Annotated in this window: 16 protein-coding genes; 6 read left to right on the top strand and 10 right to left on the bottom strand. The window is 68.0% G+C overall.

Annotation, left to right across the window (positions count from 1 at the left end):
• Nucleotides 1–12 precede the first annotated feature (12 nt).
• The 4 genes from ACT9F5_RS02980 to ACT9F5_RS02965 form a co-directional block, all read right to left on the bottom strand.
• Complete coding sequence (locus ACT9F5_RS02980) at nucleotides 13–1,221, bottom strand: aminoacetone oxidase family FAD-binding enzyme (RefSeq protein WP_445118438.1); 1,209 nt, start codon at nucleotides 1,219–1,221, stop codon at nucleotides 13–15.
• Between the two features lie 16 nt (nucleotides 1,222–1,237).
• The gene (locus ACT9F5_RS02975; RefSeq protein WP_445118437.1) at nucleotides 1,238–1,783 is read right to left on the bottom strand and encodes a YaeQ family protein; all 546 of its coding nucleotides are present in this window, start codon (nucleotides 1,781–1,783) and stop codon (nucleotides 1,238–1,240) included.
• A 96-nt stretch (nucleotides 1,784–1,879) separates the two neighbouring features.
• Nucleotides 1,880–2,689: a methyltransferase domain-containing protein gene (locus ACT9F5_RS02970; RefSeq protein WP_445118436.1), complete on the bottom strand. Its 810-nt coding sequence runs from the start codon at nucleotides 2,687–2,689 to the stop codon at nucleotides 1,880–1,882.
• 110 nt (nucleotides 2,690–2,799) lie between these two features.
• The gene (locus ACT9F5_RS02965) at nucleotides 2,800–3,828 is read right to left on the bottom strand and encodes a putative sulfate exporter family transporter (protein WP_445118435.1); all 1,029 of its coding nucleotides are present in this window, start codon (nucleotides 3,826–3,828) and stop codon (nucleotides 2,800–2,802) included.
• Between the two features lie 110 nt (nucleotides 3,829–3,938).
• Between ACT9F5_RS02965 and ACT9F5_RS02960 the strand changes: the two genes are divergently transcribed.
• Nucleotides 3,939–4,835 carry a pseudouridine synthase gene (locus tag ACT9F5_RS02960; RefSeq protein WP_445118434.1) on the top strand — a complete coding sequence of 299 codons (897 nt, stop codon included), beginning with the start codon at nucleotides 3,939–3,941 and terminating at the stop codon, nucleotides 4,833–4,835.
• An 84-nt stretch (nucleotides 4,836–4,919) separates the two neighbouring features.
• On the opposite strand, the gene ACT9F5_RS02955 is transcribed toward ACT9F5_RS02960, so the two are convergent.
• On the bottom strand, nucleotides 4,920–6,980 hold the full coding sequence (locus ACT9F5_RS02955; protein ID WP_445118433.1) for a DEAD/DEAH box helicase: 2,061 nt from the start codon (nucleotides 6,978–6,980) through the stop codon (nucleotides 4,920–4,922).
• A 114-nt stretch (nucleotides 6,981–7,094) separates the two neighbouring features.
• Complete coding sequence (locus tag ACT9F5_RS02950) at nucleotides 7,095–7,274, bottom strand: hypothetical protein (protein WP_445118432.1); 180 nt, start codon at nucleotides 7,272–7,274, stop codon at nucleotides 7,095–7,097.
• 101 nt (nucleotides 7,275–7,375) lie between these two features.
• On the opposite strand from ACT9F5_RS02950, the gene ACT9F5_RS02945 reads away from it, so the two are divergent.
• From ACT9F5_RS02945 to thpR, 5 genes are all read left to right on the top strand, one after another.
• On the top strand, nucleotides 7,376–8,056 hold the full coding sequence (locus ACT9F5_RS02945) for a glutathione S-transferase N-terminal domain-containing protein (protein ID WP_445118431.1): 681 nt from the start codon (nucleotides 7,376–7,378) through the stop codon (nucleotides 8,054–8,056).
• A gap of 3 nt (nucleotides 8,057–8,059) precedes the next feature.
• Entirely contained in the window at nucleotides 8,060–9,664 is a 1,605-nt protein-coding gene (locus ACT9F5_RS02940) for a protein adenylyltransferase SelO family protein (protein WP_445118430.1), read from the top strand.
• Nucleotides 9,665–9,949: 285 nt separating this feature from the next.
• Nucleotides 9,950–10,546, top strand: coding sequence for a DUF5666 domain-containing protein (locus ACT9F5_RS02935; protein ID WP_445118429.1), 597 nt, complete (start codon nucleotides 9,950–9,952; stop codon nucleotides 10,544–10,546).
• Between the two features lie 221 nt (nucleotides 10,547–10,767).
• Nucleotides 10,768–12,663 carry an ATP-binding cassette domain-containing protein gene (locus ACT9F5_RS02930; RefSeq protein ID WP_445118428.1) on the top strand — a complete coding sequence of 632 codons (1,896 nt, stop codon included), beginning with the start codon at nucleotides 10,768–10,770 and terminating at the stop codon, nucleotides 12,661–12,663.
• Between the two features lie 13 nt (nucleotides 12,664–12,676).
• Nucleotides 12,677–13,255 (top strand): RNA 2',3'-cyclic phosphodiesterase, encoded by a 579-nt coding sequence (gene thpR, locus ACT9F5_RS02925; RefSeq protein ID WP_445118427.1) that lies wholly within the window; start codon nucleotides 12,677–12,679, stop codon nucleotides 13,253–13,255.
• Nucleotides 13,256–13,273: 18 nt separating this feature from the next.
• On the opposite strand, the gene ACT9F5_RS02920 is transcribed toward thpR, so the two are convergent.
• The 4 genes from ACT9F5_RS02920 to ACT9F5_RS02905 are packed head-to-tail and all read right to left on the bottom strand — an operon-like array spanning nucleotide 13,274 to nucleotide 19,094.
• Nucleotides 13,274–13,915, bottom strand: a complete 642-nt coding sequence (locus ACT9F5_RS02920; protein WP_445118426.1) for a TetR/AcrR family transcriptional regulator C-terminal domain-containing protein — start codon at nucleotides 13,913–13,915, stop codon at nucleotides 13,274–13,276.
• A 16-nt stretch (nucleotides 13,916–13,931) separates the two neighbouring features.
• Nucleotides 13,932–14,540, bottom strand: coding sequence for a TetR family transcriptional regulator (locus ACT9F5_RS02915; protein ID WP_445118425.1), 609 nt, complete (start codon nucleotides 14,538–14,540; stop codon nucleotides 13,932–13,934).
• The gene (locus ACT9F5_RS02910) at nucleotides 14,537–15,946 is read right to left on the bottom strand and encodes an efflux transporter outer membrane subunit (protein ID WP_445118424.1); all 1,410 of its coding nucleotides are present in this window, start codon (nucleotides 15,944–15,946) and stop codon (nucleotides 14,537–14,539) included. The genes ACT9F5_RS02915 and ACT9F5_RS02910 overlap by 4 nt, the downstream gene beginning before the upstream one ends.
• The gene (locus ACT9F5_RS02905; RefSeq protein WP_445118423.1) at nucleotides 15,939–19,094 is read right to left on the bottom strand and encodes an efflux RND transporter permease subunit; all 3,156 of its coding nucleotides are present in this window, start codon (nucleotides 19,092–19,094) and stop codon (nucleotides 15,939–15,941) included. The genes ACT9F5_RS02910 and ACT9F5_RS02905 overlap by 8 nt, the downstream gene beginning before the upstream one ends.
• Nucleotide 19,095 lies beyond the last annotated feature (1 nt).

The following is a 19,095-nucleotide window of genomic DNA, read 5'->3' as shown; positions in this document are numbered from 1 at the left end:
TCGGCCCCTGTCCTATACCGCGCTGCCTGCCGCGTGGCCCGACGCCCAGGCCCACTGGAAATTGTAGCCGCCGAGCCAGCCGGTGACGTCGAGCACCTCGCCGACGAAGTACAGCCCCGGTAGGTGGCGTGACTGCAGGGTGCTCGACGACACCCCGTCGGTATCGACCCCGCCCAGGGTGACTTCGGCGGTGCGGTAGCCCTCGGTACCGCTGGCGACCAGCGGCCAGTCGGCCAGCACCGCGGCAACCTCGCGTAGCTGCGGCAGGTTGAACTGCCTGATCGGTCGCGCGGGTTGCAGCTGCGGCAGCCACACCTCGCACAGGCGCTGGGCGAATCGTTTGGGCAGCAAGTCGCCGAGCAGCGTCCGCAACTCCGCGGCCGGCCGCTCGGCCTGCAACCGCAACAGCACGTCGAGCGCGTCGCGCCCCGGCAGCAGGTCCAGCCGCAGCGTGTCTCCGGGCTGCCAGTACGACGAGACCTGCAGGGTCGACGGCCCGCTGATGCCGCGGTGCGTGACCAGCATGAAGTTGCTGAAGTCCTGGCCGTTGCAGCTGGCGGTGACCGGCAGCGCCACGCCGCTGAGGTCGGCCAGCCGTTCCTGGTGCTTGCCGCTGAGCGTCAGCGGCACCAGCCCGGCGCGGGTCGGCAGCACCACGTGGCCGAACTGCCGCGCCAGTTCGTAACCGAAGCCGCTGGCACCCATGCTCGGGATCGACAGCCCGCCGCTGGCGACCACCAGCGCCGGCGCCGCGAACGCGCCGCGCGCGGTGTGCAGGTGAAACAACTTCCCACCCGTCGCACCGGCCTCGCCATGCACCACCCGGTCGATGCCGCACGAAGTCTCGATCCGCACCCCGGCCCCGGCGCACTCGTCCAGCAGCATCTTCACGATCAGCTTCGACGACACGTCGCAGAACAGCTGCCCGAGTTCCTTCTCGTGGTAGGCGATGCCGTGGCGCTCGACCATCTCGATGAAGTGCCACGGCGTGTAGCGGGCGAGGGCGGACTTGCAGAAGTGCCGGTTGGCGGACAGGAAGTTCTCCGGCGAGGTGCCGGTATTGGTGAAGTTACAGCGGCCGCCGCCCGACATCAGGATCTTCTTGCCGACCTTGTTGGCGTGCTCGACCACCAGCACCCGCTTGCCGCGACGGCCGGCGGTGAGCGCGCACATCAGCCCGGCGGCACCGCCGCCGATCACCAGGACGTCGTAATGCTCCATCGCCGCGCGCGGTCGCTCAGCGCGGGGCCATCCGCACCGTCGGCCGCACCGACGTGCTGCCGCGCTCGCCCATCAACTGCAGCTCGCCGTCCTGCATCAGCGCATTGAGCCGCATCCCGCGTTCGCCGATCGCCGGCAGCGCATCGACCACCTCGGCCGGGATGTCGATCACGGTGACGTTCTTCAACCGGGTCAGCGAACTGGCGATCTTGTCCCACCAGATATCCGAGGCGCGGCCGCCGTAGTTGACCACCACCACCTGCTGCGCGCGGCCGCTGGCCTTCTTGATGCGCGACTCGTCGGGATGGCCCAGCTCGATCCACAACTCGATTGCGCCGGTGTAGTCGCGCCGCCAAAGCGACGGCTCCTCCTCGTCGCTGATCCCGCGGCCGAACTCCAGCCGCTCGTCGGCGTACAGCGCGAACGCCAACAGCCGCACCATCAAGCGCTCGTCGGTCTCGGACGGATGCTGGGCGAGGGTGAGGTTGTGGGTTGCGTAGTAATGCCGGTCCATGTCGCTGACCTGCAACTCGGCTTTGACGACGGTGGAATTGAGGGCCATTGGCAGGGGGGTCGCGGAAGGTCGGCCATTCTAGCGCCCGCGCCCGTGCAGCGTCCCGATCGCCTCGATGGTCGCCGCGACCCGGCGAGGGCGCGCTCAGTTGCAGGCGGTCGCCACCGTGATACGTACCTGAAGCACCAGTGCGCGATCTTTCACGAAGCGCTGCCACTTTATGACGACGTCGTGCTCCAACGCACTGCGACGGTCATCATCCATCTGGTCCACCGCGCCCGCGAGCGGAGTGCCATGCACGTACTGCCAAAGAAACGCTTCGGGTGCCGGGAGGCGCAGGGATCTGGTTTCGGCCTGAACCGAGATGTCGTGGAACCCGGCGCCGGCAACGAGGCTCTGGATCTGTGCCGTGTCGTGGAGCGAGAAAACCTGGTCAACGAATCCCGCTGCATCGCCGCTCGCATGACGCGCGAGTGCCTCTCCCATGATGGCGAACAGCTGCGGCGTGGGTCCTGGCACATTGAGCAGCAGGCGGCCACCCGGCATCAGCACGCGCCGCATCTCACCCAGTGCGGCGGGTTTGTCGGTCATGAACTGAAGCCCCATCTGGCACAACACCACGTCAAACGAGGCATCCGGGAACGGCATTGCCTCGGCGCTCGCCTCGTGCCACTCGATGGCCATGTCGGCCGGTGTCGCGGAGCGGGCCACCGCCAGCATGCCCGGATTGACGTCCAGGCCGGTGATGCGCCCGGAGACGCCGACCTGCGGTGATGCAAGCCGTGCGACCACGCCGGTGCCGCACGCGACATCCAGTACCCGTTCACCCGGCTGAAGCGCGGCGAGGCGAACCAAGTCGGTTGCGAGCGGGGCGCCAATCGCGGGGACAAAGTAGCGCTCATAGTTGGCCGGCGGACTTCCGCCGTAGGCGCTGCGGGAGGTTTGCGCTGTCATGTTCCGACCCTCCGTCGGCCGCTGGAGTGCAGCGGCTTTGCTGATCAGGATTGGAGCACATGTGGGGTTACGGCCGCGTTGGAACCGTGCGCTGCCCCTGCGACGCGGGTCTACAACTGCCCGGTGAAGTACTGCACTGCCAAGCTCGACAGCGCGACCGCGGCCCACACCCCCAACCCGAGTGCGATCGGCCGCAAGCCCGTCGCCGCCATCCGCCGCAGGTCGGCCGACAACCCGATCGCGGTCAACGCAACGATGATCAACAGCTTGGCGCCGAGCCGGATCGCCGGTTGCCAGGCATCGGGGATCAGCCCCGCGGTGCTCACTGCCGAGGCGACCACGAACCACAGGATGAACCACGGCACCACGCGCCACAGGCTGAAGTCGCCACCCCCGTGCTTCTTGTGTCGCCATGCCTCTATCCCTGCCAGCACCAGGCACATCGGGATGATCAACGTGGCGCGGGTCAGCTTGACGATGGTGGCGTGGTCGCCGGCGGCCGGGCCGTAGCTGTAGCCGGCGGCGACCACCGAGGAGGTGTCGTTGATCGCGGTGCCGGCCCAGAGGCCGAAACCTTCCGGGCTCATGCCCATCAGATGGCCGAGCGCGGGGAACACCAGCACCGCGACCAGGTTGAACAGGAAGATGGTGGAGATCGCGAACGCGGTGTCGTGTTCGTCGGCCTTGATGATCGGGGTCACCGCGGCGATCGCCGAGCCGCCGCAGATCGCGGTGCCGGCGCCGATCAGCAGCTTCAGCTTGGATGGAATACCGAGCAGTCGGCCGAGCAGGAGGGCCGCGACGAAGGCGGCGGCGACGCTCACCAGGGTCACGGCGAGCGAGTCCAGCCCGGTGCGGGCGACCTGGGTCAGGCTCAGGCCGAGGCCAAGGGCGACGATCGACCATTGCAGGACCTGCTTGCCGGCGAAGCGGATGCCCGGTTGGCAGGCCGCGGGTGGTGCCACCAGGTTGCGCACGGCCACGCCGAGCACGATGCCGAACACCGGGCCGCCGACCAGCGGCAGCCATTGGCCGAGGCCGTAGGCGACCGCGGCGAGCGCCGCGCATAGCAGCAGGCCGGGCCACAGGGAAAAGCGTATCGGGGTGATGTCGAGCGCGGTATCGGGCGTGGCGGGCATGGGCGGCGGGGCGGGCGTGGGAAAAGTCGGGCCGGGCGCTTGCACGCCTCGGTGCGGACGGCCCAAGGATACAGGCGTTATCCGCGGCACCGGATCTCTAGACTGTGTCGATGACGTCCGCGCAACCCGATCCTGACGGCACCTCCGCAAGCCACCTGCAGTTGCCGCCGGGTGCGTGGGCGACGGTACTCGATGGCTTGTGCGCGCGGTTTCCGGCGATCGACCGCGCGACCTGGCTGGATCGGTTCGCGCGCGGGCGGGTGCTCGACGCGCACGGCGTGCCGCTGCCGGCCGATGCGGCCTATCGGGTGGGGATGGAGATCCGCTATTTCCGCGAGGTCGTGGATGAGCCGGTCATCCCGTTCGAGATGTCGGTGCTGCACGTCGACGCGCACTTGGTGGTGGTCGACAAGCCGCACTTCCTGCCGGTGACGCCGGCCGGGGCATTCGTCGGTGAGACGGTGCTGGCGCGGCTGGTGGCACGGCTTGGTAATTCCGGGCTGGTGCCGTTGCATCGGATCGACCGTGGCACCGCCGGGCTGGTGTTGTTTTCCGCCAACCCGGAAACCCGGGGGCGATACCAGGCGCTGTTCCGGACGCGGCGGATCGGGAAGTACTACGAGGCGTTGGCGCCGGCGTTGCCGGAGGCGGAGTTTCCGCGGGTGCGGCGCAGCCGGCTGGAGCGTGGTGAGCCATTCTTCCGGATGGCGGAAGTGGCGGGGGAGCCCAATAGCGAGAGCCGCATCGAGGTGCTCGAGCGCGGCGGCGGGATCTGGCGATACGCGCTGGAGCCGGTGACCGGGCGCAAGCACCAGTTGCGCGTGCACATGGCGGCGCTGGGGGCGCCGATTGTGGGGGACCGGGTGTATCCGGTGTTGCGGGAGCAGGCGGCTGACGATTATTCGCAGCCGTTGCAACTGCTTGCGCGGGAGCTGCGGTTTGCCGATCCGTTGAGTGGGGAACAACGGGAGTTCCGGAGCGAACGGCAACTGGCATTGCCTTTGTAGGAGCGGCTTCAGCCGCGATCGGGAATCGTTTGCTCGCGCCGACTTCCCGATCGCGGCTGAAGCCGCTCCTACAGGGGCATGGGATCAGCGGGGTTTGAAGGGTTTGCGTGGGCCGCTGCCGTGGGGTTTGCCGGCATGTGGAGGGCGTGGGCCGCGGGGGCCTGCACCGCGCGGGCCGGGCGCGCGGGCGGCGACGTTGGCGCGCGGGCCACTGCGGCCACCCGCGGTGTCGCCGGGCTCGGCGTGGCGGATGCGCAACGACTGGCCGGCGACGTAGACGCGCTTGAGGTGTTCCATCAACTCGCGCGGCATCCCTTCGGGCAGGTCGACCAGGCTGTAGTCGTCGCGGATGTCGATCCGGCCGATGTAGCGGCTTTCCAGGTCGGCTTCGTTGGCGATCGCACCGACGATGTTGCCGGGCTGCACGCCGTGGCTGTGGCCAACCTCGATGCGGAAGGTCTCCATGCCGATCTCGCCGGGGGCCTGCGCGTCGTGGCGCGGCGCCTTGCGCTCGGGCGCGCGGCGCGGCGCGGCGTCGTCCTCGAACATCGACTCGGCGACGTTGTGGATGCTGGACGGCGGCGCGGATGGCATATGCACCGGCGGGGTGAACTGGCGCTCGGCATGGCGGGCGGCTGGCGGCGCGTGGCGCTCGTCGAAGCTGCGCGGCTCGCGGGACGGCGGGGCGTCACGGTCCGGTCGCTGCTGGCGCGGCGGGCGCGGTGGCTGACCGCGGTGGCCGGTGTCGCGCGGACCCTGGTCACGGTCGAACTTGTTGTAGGACGGACGCGCCGGCGCCGACAGCAGCAGCGGGTTGTCGCCCTGCACCAGCTTGGCCAGCGCGGCGGCGATCTCGACCGCCGGCACGTTCTGCTCGCGCTCGTAACGCTCGACCAGGTCGCGGAACAGGCTGAGGTCGTCGCCCTGCAGTGCATCGCCGATGCGGCCGAGGAACTTCGACACGCGCTGCTCGTTGACGGTCTCGATGGTCGGCAGTTCCATCTGCTCGATCGGCTGCCGGGTGGCGCGCTCGATCGCGCGCAGCATGCCGCGCTCGCGCGGCGCGACGAACAGGATCGCCTCGCCCTTGCGCCCGGCGCGGCCGGTGCGGCCGATGCGGTGGACGTAGCTCTCGGTGTCGTAGGGGATGTCGTAGTTCAGCACATGGCTGATGCGGTCGACGTCGAGCCCGCGCGCGGCGACGTCGGTCGCCACCAGCACGTCGATCTTGCCGTCCTTGAGGTTCTGGATGGTCTTCTCGCGCTGCGCCTGCTGCACGTCGCCGTTGATCGCGGCGGCCGAGATGCCGCGCGCGGCGAGCTTGCCGGCCAACTCGTCGGTGCCGAGCTTGGTGCGGGCGAACACGATCATCGCGTCGAACGGCTCGGCTTCCAGGATGCGGGTCAGCGCATCGAGCTTCTGCACGCCGCTGACTGCCCAGTAACGCTGGCGGATGTTGGCCGAGGTGCTGGTCTTGTTCTTGATCGCGACCTCGACCGGCTCCTTCAGGTAGGTCTGGGCAATGCGCTTGATCTGGTGCGGCATGGTCGCCGAGAACAGCGCGACCTGGCGGGTCTCCGGGGTCTTCTTGAGCACCGATTCGACATCGTCGATGAAGCCCATCCGCAGCATCTCGTCGGCCTCGTCGAGCACCAGGCAGCGCAGCTCCGACAGATCCAGCGAGCCGCGGTCGAGATGGTCGATGACCCGGCCGGGGGTGCCGACCACTACCTGGACGCCGCGCTTGAGCGCCTGCAACTGCGGGTAGTAGCTCTGGCCGCCGTAGATCGGCAGCACGTGGAAGCCGGGCAGGTGGGTAGCGTATTTCTGGAACGCCTCGGCGACCTGGATCGCCAGTTCGCGCGTGGGCGCCAGCACCAGCGCCTGCGGCTTGCGCGCGTTCGGATCGATCTGCGCCAGGATCGGCAGCGCGAACGCCGCGGTCTTGCCGGTGCCGGTCTGGGCCTGGCCGATCATGTCGCGGCCTTCCAGCAGCGGCGGGATGGTCGCGGCCTGGATCGGCGAGGGCGACTCGTAGCCGACATCGGCCAGTGCCCGCAGCAACGGCTCGGGCAGGGCCAGGTCGGTGAACTTGATCGATGGTGTGTCGGGGGAAGCGGGTGTTGCGGGCGTCTCGGCGCTCATCGCAGGTCTCGTTGGCGCCGGCGATGCCGGTCGTATGGACCCGCTAGTTTAGCTCGCGGGACACGTGCCCGCGTGATGCCGGTTGTTCCGGATGTTCAGTCCCGCGTTCGCGATTCAGCCTTGCGGGGTGCTGTCGGCAGCGTCGCCGGTGTTGTCGCCCGGGGTGGCAGCGGTGCCTTCGGACACGCTGTCATCGGACTTCGCGGCCTGCTTCCGGGCCAGCTTTTCCTCTTTCTTCTTCTTCTTCGCGATCTCGCGCTGGCGCTTCTCGAACGAATAATTCGGCTTTGCCATGGGCAGTTCCTGTGTGGATTGCCGACCAGTCTAGGCCATGTGGACCGGTTTCACAGACGGAGTGTTTACGATGGCCTGCCCCCCCGACGACGGCGTGCATCATGATCAAGCTGCATCACCTCGAAAACTCCCGTTCCCATCGCGTGCTCTGGTTGCTCGAGGAGCTCGGCCTGCAGTACCAGGTGGTTCGCTACCAGCGCGATCCGGACACGTTGCTGGCGCCGCCCGAATTAAGACAGGTCCATCCGCTCGGCAAGTCGCCTGTGCTGGAAGAGGATGGACTGGTGCTGGCCGAGTCGGGCGCGATCATCGAATACCTGGTCCGGAAGCACGACCAGGCCCATCGGCTATCGCCGCCACCGGGTCCGGCGGACGACCCGGAGAGCGTGCGCTACCGCCAATGGCTGCACTACGCCGAAGGCTCGATGATGCCGCCGCTGCTGCTTAGCCTGGTGTTCGCCCGGGTCAAGCAGGCGCCGATGCCGTTCTTCGCCAGGCCCATTGCCCGTGGCATCGCCGACAAGGTGCTGAAGACCTTCGTGCGGCCGCAGGTCAGGCTGCACATGGATTACGTCGAGGCCGAACTGGGCAAACACACGTGGTTCGCCGGCGAACGCTTCACCGCGGCCGACATCCAGATGAGTTTCCCGGTCGAGGCTGCGATCACCCGCGGTGGTGTCGACGGTTATCCCGGGCTGCAGCATTTCCTCGATCGCATACGTGCACGGCCCGCGTACCAGCGGGCGGTGGAGCAGGGCGGCGACTCGGGGCCGTTGAAGTAAGCGATGGAGTTCGACTTCGACAACGCGTTCGTGCGTGAACTGCCCGGTGACCCGGAAATGGGACCGTGGGTGCGGCAGGTCGAGGGCGCGGCTTGGTCGGCGGTGAAGCCGACGCCGGTGGCCGACCCGAAGGTGTTGGCGTGGTCGGCCGAAATGGCGACGCGGCTGGGGCTGGATGCGGACGATGTCCGCTCGGCGCGGTTCGCCCGGGTGTTCGGCGGCAACGAGCTTCTGCCGGGAATGCAACCGTTCGCGGCGAACTACGGAGGCCACCAGTTCGGCCACTGGGCCGGCCAGCTCGGCGACGGCCGCGCGATCACCCTGGGTGAAACCGTCAACGCCGCCGGTGAACGCTGGGAACTGCAGCTCAAGGGCGCCGGGCCGACGCCGTATTCGCGCACCGCCGATGGCCGCGCGGTATTGCGTTCGTCGGTCCGCGAGTTCCTGTGCAGCGAGGCGATGCACCATCTCGGCGTGCCGACCACCCGTGCGCTGAGCCTGGTCGGCACCGGCGAGCACGTCGTCCGCGACATGTTCTACGACGGCAATGCGCGGCCCGAGCCCGGCGCGGTCGTGTGCCGGGTGGCGCCGTCGTTCCTGCGCTTCGGCAACTTCGAGCTGCCGGCGTCGCGCGGCAACACGGCGTTGCTGAGGCAACTGGTCGATTTCTGCATCCGGCGCGATTTCCCGCACCTGCAAGGCGAAGCCGAGACGCTGCACGCGGCATGGTTCGGCGAAGTCTGCGAACGCACCGCGGTGATGATCGGCCACTGGATGCGGGTCGGCTTCGTGCATGGCGTGATGAACACCGACAACATGTCGATCCTCGGGTTGACCATCGATTACGGCCCCTACGGCTGGGTCGACAACTACGACCCGGACTGGACGCCCAACACCACCGACCGCCAGAACCGCCGCTACCGCTTCGGCCAGCAGCCGGCGGTGGCGTACTGGAACCTCGGCCGCCTTGCCGGCGCGCTGTCGCCGCTGTTCAACGGCGTCGAACCGTTGCAGGCCGGGTTGCAGCGCTTCGTCGACACCTACACCGCAGCCGACCGCGCCAACACCGCGCGCAAGCTCGGCCTGGCCGAATGCCGCGACGACGACATCGCGCTGATGCAGGGCTTGCAGGACCTGCTGCGCGAAGCCGAGGTCGACATGACGCTGTTCTTCCGCGCGCTGGCCGATTTCGATCCCGCTGCCGGTCCAGCGTCGGAAGCCGGTCTGCTGTCCGGAGCCGGCCCGGTACCGTCCGGCCTGGCCGTGTTTGCCGATGCGTTCTACGACGAAGAAAAACGTGACGCGGCGGCACCGGCGTTCAACCAGTGGCTGGATCGGTACGCCGCCCGGTTGCGAGATGACCCGCTGGAGCGCGGTGAGCACCGCGAGTGCATGCGCAAAGCGAACCCGCGCTATGTGCTTCGCAACTACCTGGCCCAACAGGCGATCGACCGCGCCGAGCAGGGCGATCCGGGTGGGGTGGTGGAGTTGCTCGACGTGATGCGGCGCCCTTACGAGGACCAGCCAGGCCGCGAGGCCTTCGCGCGGAAACGACCCGACTGGGCGCGCCAGAAGGCCGGCTGCTCGATGCTGTCGTGCAGCTCGTGACGCGGCGGCCGACCGCCTTTCGTAGGAGCGGCTTCAGCCGCGATCCCGGAGTCGATCGCTCGTCCGGCTTCCGATCGCGGCTGAAGCCGCTCCTACAGGGCCAGTTCAGTCGCGGATGATTTTGTAACGTCGGGTTCACCCACCCCAAACGATGCTGGGCAAACCCCGCGAGAGAGGACCAACACCATGACGAGCGACCGGTCATCCGTGTTCTCCGGCCTGCGCTCCGGCCTTCTGAATGTTTGGGCGCCACGTTCCCTTGCGCGCTGGTTGGTACCGATCCTCGTGGCCCTGCTGCTGGCAGGCTGCGTCACCGGCTATGGCGCGCCGGGCGGCGGCTACGGCGACTATGGCAGCCAGCGCGTTCTCGGCACCGTGCAGGACATCGATCCGCGCTACGGCAGGATCGTGTTGAGTACCAATGACCGCTACGGCAATCGCGGTTCGCGGGTCGCGCTGCGTTTCGACCGCAATACCCGGCTGTTCTACCAGGGCCGGCAACAGGCGGTCACCGGACTTGAGCGCGGCGACGGCATCAGCGTCGACGCGGTGCGCTCGAACGGTGAGCTGTGGGCACGCCAGATCGAGGTCGTGCACAACGTCCGGGACGGCTATGGCGGCGGCAACTACGGCGGTGACCTGCGCGGCGCGGTGAGTTTCGTCGATCCGCGTGCACAGATCATCGGCATCACCAGTGGCGGCTACAGCGGTCGGCGCGAGCAGGTCGGCTACGACAGCCGCACCGTGGTCGAGTACCGCGGGCGGCGGGTGCGGCCCGAACAACTGGAGTCCGGCGACATCGTGAGCATCCAGGCGCGGCGCTGGGGCAACGACTGGCTGGCCGAGCGGGTCCGGGTGGAGCGGAGCGTCCGGGAGTACTAGGGCGCCTCAGCTCGGGGCGAACGCCTTGCCGGCCTTCTTGTCGCGCTTCTCGGCCTTCTTTTCCTTCATGGTCTTGGCCGGCTTCTTCTTCTCGTTCTTCTTCTGGTCCATACCCTTGCTCATGGCGCTTTCCCGTGTCTGTGGCCAGCGAACGCCGCGGGCGTGGCCGGAGTATGCGCCTGCCGGCGGTGATTGGAGCGCCGGCCACGTAGAATGGGCGGATGCCCCTGATTACCCTGAACAACGTCGACTACAGCGTCGGCGGCCCGCTGCTGCTTGAAAGCGTCGATTTTTCGGTCGAACCGGGAGAGCGCGTCGCCCTGATCGGCCGCAATGGCGCCGGCAAGTCCACCCTTTTGAAGCTGCTGTCGGGCGACATCCACGCCGATGACGGCGAGATCCGCCGCGAGGGTGGGGCGCGCATCGCCCGACTCGAGCAGGAAGTCCCGGCCGGTGCCGATGGCGACGTGTTCGACGTGGTCGCCGACGGCATGGGCGAGTTGGGCAAGTGGCTCGCCGAATTCCACCACCTCAGCCATGCCAACGAGTTCGATGCCGACGCGATGTCGGCGGTGCAGGCCAAAATCGACGCCGCCCAGGGTTGGAGCGCCGACCAGCGTGTGGTCGAGACCCTCGACAAGCTTGGCCTCGACGGCGACGCGCCGTTCTCCGGCCTCTCCGGCGGCATGAAGCGCCGCGTGTTGCTGGCGCGTGCGCTGGTCTCCGCGCCGGACCTGCTGCTGCTGGACGAGCCGACCAACCACCTCGACATCGAGTCGATCGACTGGCTCGAAAGCTTCCTCAAGTCGTGGCAGGGCGCGCTCATTTTCGTCACCCATGACCGGCGCTTCCTGCGTGCATTGGCCACGCGCATCGTCGAGATCGACCGCGGCCAGCTGACCAGTTGGCCCGGCGACTGGGCCAACTACGAGCGCCGCCGCGAGGAGCGCTTGAACGCCGAGGCGCAGGAAAATGCGCGCTTCGACAAGATGCTGGCGCAGGAGGAAATCTGGATCCGCCAGGGCATCAAGGCCCGCCGCACCCGCGACGAGGGCCGCGTGCGCCGGCTCAAGGCGATGCGCGTCGAGCGCTCGCAGCGGCGCGACCTGACCGGCAACGTCAAGATGGAGTTCGCCCAGGCCGAGAACTCGGGCAAGAAGGTGATCGAGGCCAAGCAGGTCTCGTTCGACTTCGGCGGCAAGCCATTGCTCGACGACGTCTCGACCATTGTTTTCCGCGGCGACCGGATCGGCCTGATCGGGCCCAACGGCAGCGGCAAGACCACGTTGCTGAAGACCCTGCTCGGTGATCTGCAGCCGACCGCCGGCGAGGTCAGGACCGGCAGCAACCTGCAGATCGCCTACTTCGACCAGTACCGCGCGACCCTGCGCGAGGACTGGAGCGCGCTGGAGAACGTGTCCGAGGGCCGCGAGTTCGTCGAGGTCGGCGGCAAGCAGAAGCACGTGATCGGCTACCTGCAGGACTTCCTGTTCACTCCCGAACGCGCCCGCGCGCCGATCACCCGGTTGTCGGGTGGCGAGCGCAACCGCCTGCTGCTGGCCAAGCTGTTCGCCCAGCCGTCCAACCTGCTGGTGATGGACGAGCCGACCAACGACCTCGATGTCGAGACGCTTGAATTGCTGGAGGAGTTGCTCGGCGATTACCCCGGCACCTTGCTGCTGGTCAGCCATGACCGTGATTTCCTCGACAACGTGGTGACCTCGACGCTGGTGATGGAAGGCAACGGTCGCGTGGGCGAGTACGTCGGCGGTTACAGCGACTGGCTGCGCCAGCGTCGGGTCGAGTTCACCGCGCCGGCCTCGGCCCGCTCCACGTCGGCAAGATCGGCGTCGATGCCGGTCTCGCCGGTCGCGGCCGCGGCCGCCACGCCGTCGGCGCCGAAGCGCAAGCTCAGCTACAAGGACGCGCGCGAGCTGGAGCAACTGCCGCAGCGGATCGAGGAGCTTGAGGCGAAGGTCGCGTCGATGACCGCTGAGATGAACGAGCCCGCGTTCTACCAGCGCGGTGCCGACGGCATTGCCGCGCACAACACCGCGATGGCCGAGGTGCAGGCCGAGCTCGACCGCGCCTACGCGCGCTGGTCCGAGTTGGAGTAACGGGCTGCCGTCGATGCAGCAGCCTGACCTTGCCGGTTTCGCGGCACCCGATAACAGCCTTCACCGGCTGTTCTTCGCCTTGTGGCCGCCGGACGATGTTCGCCATGACATCGCTGACGCGGCCTCCCGGCTGCTGCGGGACCATGAGCCCGGCGGTCGTCGGATCGGGTCGCACCGTTACCACCTGACGCTGCAGTTCCTTGGCGACTACGCCGGGTTGCCGCCGTCGCTGGTGGAGCAGGCGAGCGCGGCCGCCGCTTCGATTACGGTCGCGCCGTTCGACCTGGTGCTCGATCGCGCCGGCAGCTTCCGCAACCGTTCGATCCCGTGGTGGCTGGGCTGCGAGGCCATGCCCGACGGCCTGCGACAACTGTGGGATTCACTTGGTTCCGCGCTGGCCCGGTCGGGCGTGCGGGTGCAGTCGGGGAAGGCGCTGGTGCCGCACGTGACCATGTTGCGCGATGCGCGCGAGCCCCTGCCCGCGCGCGCGATCGAGCCGCTGCACTGGCCGGTCGATTCTTTCGTGCTGATCCACAGCGAACTGGGTGCGCGCAACGCCTATACCCAGGTCGGCCGGTGGCCGTTGCGCTGACGCGATCACGCGTCGAAGTCAGCGCGCATGCGCCAGCAGGAACGTCCGCACCGCGGCATCAACATGCGCGGTGGCCTTCTCGGGCTCACCGGTCTCGCCCATCAACAGGCGGATGAAGGGCTCGCTGGCGCTGAGGCTGAAGAACTGCGAGGTGGCTCGCTCGAAGTCGTCGACGGCGAGGTGGCCGGCATCGGCCTGCTCGCGCAGCAACTCCGAGAACGCCTGCTGGTACGGCGCGATGGATTGCTGCCAGAACGAGTGCTGGCCCGACTGCGGGGTGTCGCGGGCGAGGATCAGCATGCGCTGGATGTCGACCATCAACGGGCTGGTTGCCAACCGGTAAAGACCGCAACCAATGGTGTGCAGGCGTTCGGCCAGCGCGCCGCGCGGTGCCCGGATCAGTTCGTCCGGCGAGGGCAACTGCAGCAGCAGGCGCTCGAAGGTCGCGTCGAACAGCGCCTCCTTGCCGGCGAAGTGGTTGTAGATCGTCGCCTTGGAGACGCCCGCGTTCTGGGCGAGCTCGTCCATGCTGGTGCCGTCGAAGCCGAGCCGGGTGAACATCCGGCGGGCGTTTTCGAGGATGGCGTCGTGCTTGCCGGTGTCGGCGGGACGGCCCCGCCGGATCTCGCCGGTATTGGGTGGCGGCAGGTCCGGCTTCACGGGCGCGTCCTCGGACTCATGGTTTCAACAGCATCGGCACGAACTCGTGCAGTGCCGATGAAAGCAGGCCGCGGTCGAGGTCGGGTTCACGGGTTTCGCGCAACTTGAGGCCCTCGAACAGGCACTGCAGCAGCAACGCGCGACCGGGTGCGCCGGCGGCGGGAACATCATGGCCACCGGCCTCGCGGCCGCGTGTCAGCCAGTCGACCAGGGCGCCACGGACGGTGGCGTCGTAACGGTCCAGCGCGGCGGCGATCTGCGGATCGCGGGTGGCCTCGGCGGACATTTCCAGCAGCAGCGCCGCGTTCATGCCCTTGGCCTCGTCGGTACACGAGCGGCCGTAGTTCTGCGTCATCTCGTCGGCCAGGTCGATCCTGCGGTTGAGCCGGATGTCCTCGCGCAGCAACTGCAACTGGCGATCGACGATCGCAAGGATCAGCGCGTTCTTGTTCTCGAAATAGCGATAGATCAACCCGGCACTCATGCCGGCGGTCTCGGCGATGCTGGCGATGCTGGCGGCGTGGAAGCCGTGGGCGATAAAGCACTGCTGCGCCGCATCGAGGATACGGTGGCGCTGGCCCTCGGCGCGTTCCTGCGCCCTGGTTGGTTCGTTCGTCGTGTTCATGTCCCGGATTCGTTCCAGCCTCCGCCCAGCACCCGGTACAACGTGACCCGGTTCGCCTGTTCGGCCAGTTGCGTGGCCACCAGCGACTGGCGCGCGGCATACAGCGTGCGCTGGGCGTCGAGCAGGACCAGGTAGCTGTCCTGGCCGGCGTCGTAGCGTGCCTGCGACAGCTCGTGCGCGCGGGTTGCGGCGGCGACCAGGGCTTCCTGCGCGGCGCGTTGCTCGGCCAGCGTTCGCGACAGCGCCAGCGCATCGGAGACCTCGCGGAAGCCGGACTGGATCGACTTCTCGTACTCCGCCAGCGCGATGTCGCGGTCGGCGGTGGCCATGCCCAGCGCCGAGGTCAGCCGGCCGCCCTGGAAGATCGGGATGTTGATCTGCGGGATGAAGCTCCAGATGCCGTTGCCACCGTTGAACAGCCCGGACAGCTCGTCGCTGGTGCTGCCGACGCTGCCGGTCAGGGTGATCGACGGGAAGAACGCGGCACGCGCGGCGCCGATGTCGGCGTTGGCCGCGCGCAACCGGTACTCGGCGGCGAGCACGTCGGGTCGGCGCAGCAGCACCTCGGACGGCAATCCGGCCGGCAGGCTCGCGAGCCCACTGACCTCCGGGGTGAACGCGTCCGGCAGCAATGACGGGTCGACCGGCCCGCCGACCAGCAACGCCAGCGCGTTGCGGTCCTGCGCGACCTGGCCTTCGAAACGCGCCACGTCCGAACGCGCGGTCTCGACCACGGTGCGGGCCTGGCTCACGTCCAGCCCCGACACCGCGCCGAGGTCATGGCGCTGTTCGGTCAGCTTGAACGACGCTTCCTGGCTGGCGAGGGTGGCCTGCGCGATCGACAGCAGTTCGCGGTCGGCCGCCAGCGCCAGCCAGGTGTTGGCGACTTCGGCGATCAGCGACAACTGCGCGCTGCGGCGCGCCTCGTCGGTGGCGAAGTAGCGTTGCAGCGCGGCCTGGCTGAGGTTGTGCACGCGGCCGAACAGGTCCAGCTCGAACCCGGCGATGCCGGCGCTGGCGGAGTAGCTCTCGCTGACGTCGAGGTTGTCGCCGCCGCTGCGGGTCATGCTGACCTCGGCGCCGAGCGAGGGCAGGCGGTCGGCGCGCTGGATGCCGTACTGCGAACGCGCGCGCTCGACGTTGAGCACGGCCACCCGCAGGTCGCGGTTGTTGGCCAGCGCCTGCGCGACCAGCTCGTCCAGGCGCGGGTCGGCGAAGAAGTCGCGCCAGCCGATGTCGGCGGTGATCGTCCCGGTGCCATCCGTTGCGACCGGGGTCGTCGCCGGCAGCGGCCACTCTGCCGGGATCGAAGGCGCGGCCTCGGGCAATGGCGGTTGCAGGGTTGAGCAACCGGCGACGAACAGGCTCGTCGCCAGTGCCAGGGAGGTGATCAGTGGCTTAGTCATGGGAGGAGCCTCCTGCCGGTGCATCGAGGGCCGGCCCGGTGGCCGCGCGCTTGCCGCCGAACAGGCGCTGCACGACCACGAAGAACAAGGGAATGAAGAACAGGCCGAGCAGGGCGCCGACGATCATGCCGCCGAGCACGCCAGTGCCGATCGCACGTTGTGCACCGGAGCCCGCGCCGGACGCGATGGCCAGCGGCAGCACGCCCATGCCGAACGCCAGCGAAGTCATCAGGATCGGCCGCAGGCGATCGCGCACGGCCTGCATGGTCGCCTGTACCAGCTCCATGCCCTCGGCCATGTAGTCCTTGGCGAAGGCGATGATCATGATCGCGTTCTTGCTGCTCAGGCCGACCGTGGTCAGCATCGCGACCTGGAAGTACACGTCGCGCTCCATGCCGCGCAGGCTGTTGGCCAGCACCGCGCCGAGGATGCCGAGCGGCGCGACCAGCAGCACCGCGGTCGGGATCGTCCAGCTTTCGTACAGCGCGGCCAGGCACAGGAACACGATCAGCAGCGACAGCGCGTACAGCAGCGGTGTCTGCGCGCCCGCCTGGCGCTCCTGGTAGGACAGGCCGGTCCACTCGATGCCGACGCCGGTCGGCAGCTCGCCGATCATCCGTTCGACCTCGAGCATCGCGTCACCGGAGCTCACGCCCGGGGCGCTCTCGCCCTGGATCTGCATCGCCGGCACGCCGTTGTAACGCTCAAGCCGCGGCGAGCCGTACTCCCAGTGCGAACTGGCGAACGCGCTGAACGGCACCATCTCGCCCTGGTCGTTGCGGATCGACCACAGGTTGAAGTCTTCCGGAACCATGCGGAACGGCGCATCGGCCTGCATCATCACCCGCTTGACCCGGCCGCGGTCGATGAAGTCGTCGACGTACTGGCCGCCCCATGCCGTCGACAGCGCCGAGTTGATGGAGGCGATCGACAGGCCCAATGCGCTGGCCTTCTCGGTGTCGATGTCGAGCTGGAACTGCGGGGTGTCCTCCTGGCCGTTCGGACGCACGTTGACCAGCATTTCGTTCTGCGCCGCGGCGCCGAGGAACTGGTTGCGTGCCGCCAGCAATGCGTCGTGGCCAACGCCGGCGTTGTCGGTCAGGTAAAAGGTGAAGCCGGCGGCGGTGCCGAGCTCCGGCATCGCCGGTGGCGCGAACGCGAAGGCGAGGGCGTCCTTGATCTGGCTCAGGCCGGCCATCGCACGGCCGGCAACCGCATCGACGCCCAACTCGTCCGACTCGCGCTCGCTCCAGTCCTTGAGCTTCACGAACGCCATGCCGTTGTTCTGGCCGGAACCTCCGAAGCTGAAGCCCTGCACGCTGAACACCGACTCGACCGCTTCCTTCTCTTCTTCCAGGAAGTAGCGCTCGACCTTCTTCATCGACTCCATCGTGCGTTCCTGGGTGGCACCAACCGGCGCCAGGATCTGCGAGAACAGCACACCCTGGTCCTCGGCCGGCAGGAACGAACTGGGCAGGCGGATGAACAGCAGGCCCATCACCACCACCAACGCACCGAAGATCGCCATGAAGCGCTTCGGGCGCCCGATCATGCCGCGCACGCCGCGCCGGTACTTGCTGCTGCCGGAATCGAACTTGCGGTTGAACCAGCCGAAGAAGCCCTTCTCGCCGTGGTGCTCGCCTTTGTGCAGCGGCTTGAGCATGGTCGCGCACAGCGCCGGGGTCAGCACGATCGCGACCAGCACCGACAACGCCATCGCTGAAACAATCGTCGCCGAGAACTGCCGGTAGATGACGCCGGTCGAGCCGCTCATGAACGCCATCGGCACGAACACCGCCGACAGCACCAGCCCGATTCCAACGAGCGCGCCGGTGATCTGGTCCATCGACTTGCGGGTGGCCTCCAGTGGCGACAGGCCTTCCTCGCTCATGATGCGTTCGACGTTCTCGACCACCACGATCGCGTCGTCGACCAGCAGGCCGATCGCCAGCACCATCGCGAACATCGTCAGCATGTTGATCGAGAAGCCCAGCGCGGCGAGCACGCCGAACGTGCCTAGCAGCACCACCGGCACCGCGATCGTCGGGATCAGGGTCGCGCGGAAGTTCTGCAGGAACAGGTACATGACCAGGAACACCAGCACGATCGCTTCGAGCAGGGTCACGATCACGCCCTTGATCGACACCTGCACGAACGGGGTGGTGTCAAACGGCAGCACCGCCTTCAGGCCGGGCGGGAAGAACGGCGACAACTCGTCAAGGGTCGCCTTGACCCCGGCCGCGGTGTCCAGCGCATTGGCGCCGGTAGCCAGCGAAATCGCGATGCCGGTGGCCGGCTGGCCGTTGTAGCGGGTGATGAACTCGTAGTTCTCCGCACCCATCTCGACCCGGGCGACGTCGCCCAGCTTGAGCACCGAGCCATCGGAGTTGCTGCGCAGGACGATGTCGCGGAATTGCTCCGGCGTCTGCAGCCGCGACTGCGCGGTGATCGACGCGTTGATCTGCTGTCCCTCGACCGACGGCGCGGCACCCAGCGAGCCGACCGCGACCTGGGCGTTCTGGGCCTGGATCGCGGCGCCGATGTCGCCGGGGGTGAGGCGATAGGTGTCGAGTTTGTTGGGGTCCAGCCAGATCCGCATCGCGTACTTGGCGCCGAACACCTGCAAGTTGCCAACGCCCGGTACGCGGCTGAGCGGGTCGACCAGGTTGGCGCCGACATAGTCGGAGATGTCGTCCTTGGCCATGCTGCCGTCCTCGGACACGAAGCCGATAACCTGCAGGAAGCCGCTGGCGGATTTGCTGACATTGACGCCCTGGCGCTGCACTTCCTGCGGCAGCAGCGGCATCGCCGACTGCAGCTTGTTCTGCACCTGCACCTGCGCGGTGTCGGGGTCGGTGCCGTTGGCGAAGGTCAGGGTGATCGCGGCGCTGCCATTGCCCTCACTGGTCGAGGAGAAGTACAGCAGGCCGTCGAGGCCCTTCATGTTCTGCTCGATGATCTGTGTCACCGAGTCCTCGACTGCCTTGGCCGATGCACCGGGGTACACCGCGTTGATTGCGACCGTCGGCGGCGCGATGGTCGGGTACATCGAGATCGGCAGGGTGAAGATCGCCAACGCGCCGGCGAGCATGATGATGATCGCGATGACCCACGCGAAGATCGGTCGATCGATGAAGAAACGTGCCATG

The organism is Lysobacter sp. F6437 (genome assembly GCF_052547215.1).
This window is presented reverse-complemented; position numbering and strand designations above follow the sequence as displayed.

What these genes read in the sequence shown, in the direction of transcription:
- ACT9F5_RS02975 (WP_445118437.1), bottom strand. Translation starts at nt 1,783, where the DNA reads ATGGCCCTCAATTCCACCGTCGTCAAAGCCGAGTTGCAGGTCAGCGAC.
- thpR (WP_445118427.1), top strand. Translation starts at nt 12,677, where the DNA reads ATGCAGCAGCCTGACCTTGCCGGTTTCGCGGCACCCGATAACAGCCTT.
- ACT9F5_RS02965 (WP_445118435.1), bottom strand. Translation starts at nt 3,828, where the DNA reads ATGCCCGCCACGCCCGATACCGCGCTCGACATCACCCCGATACGCTTT.
- ACT9F5_RS02980 (WP_445118438.1), bottom strand. Translation starts at nt 1,221, where the DNA reads ATGGAGCATTACGACGTCCTGGTGATCGGCGGCGGTGCCGCCGGGCTG.
- ACT9F5_RS02915 (WP_445118425.1), bottom strand. Translation starts at nt 14,540, where the DNA reads ATGAACACGACGAACGAACCAACCAGGGCGCAGGAACGCGCCGAGGGC.
- ACT9F5_RS02970 (WP_445118436.1), bottom strand. Translation starts at nt 2,689, where the DNA reads ATGACAGCGCAAACCTCCCGCAGCGCCTACGGCGGAAGTCCGCCGGCC.
- ACT9F5_RS02940 (WP_445118430.1), top strand. Translation starts at nt 8,060, where the DNA reads ATGGAGTTCGACTTCGACAACGCGTTCGTGCGTGAACTGCCCGGTGAC.
- ACT9F5_RS02960 (WP_445118434.1), top strand. Translation starts at nt 3,939, where the DNA reads ATGACGTCCGCGCAACCCGATCCTGACGGCACCTCCGCAAGCCACCTG.
- ACT9F5_RS02905 (WP_445118423.1), bottom strand. Translation starts at nt 19,094, where the DNA reads ATGGCACGTTTCTTCATCGATCGACCGATCTTCGCGTGGGTCATCGCG.
- ACT9F5_RS02910 (WP_445118424.1), bottom strand. Translation starts at nt 15,946, where the DNA reads ATGACTAAGCCACTGATCACCTCCCTGGCACTGGCGACGAGCCTGTTC.
- ACT9F5_RS02930 (WP_445118428.1), top strand. Translation starts at nt 10,768, where the DNA reads ATGCCCCTGATTACCCTGAACAACGTCGACTACAGCGTCGGCGGCCCG.
- ACT9F5_RS02950 (WP_445118432.1), bottom strand. Translation starts at nt 7,274, where the DNA reads ATGGCAAAGCCGAATTATTCGTTCGAGAAGCGCCAGCGCGAGATCGCG.
- ACT9F5_RS02945 (WP_445118431.1), top strand. Translation starts at nt 7,376, where the DNA reads ATGATCAAGCTGCATCACCTCGAAAACTCCCGTTCCCATCGCGTGCTC.
- ACT9F5_RS02955 (WP_445118433.1), bottom strand. Translation starts at nt 6,980, where the DNA reads ATGAGCGCCGAGACGCCCGCAACACCCGCTTCCCCCGACACACCATCG.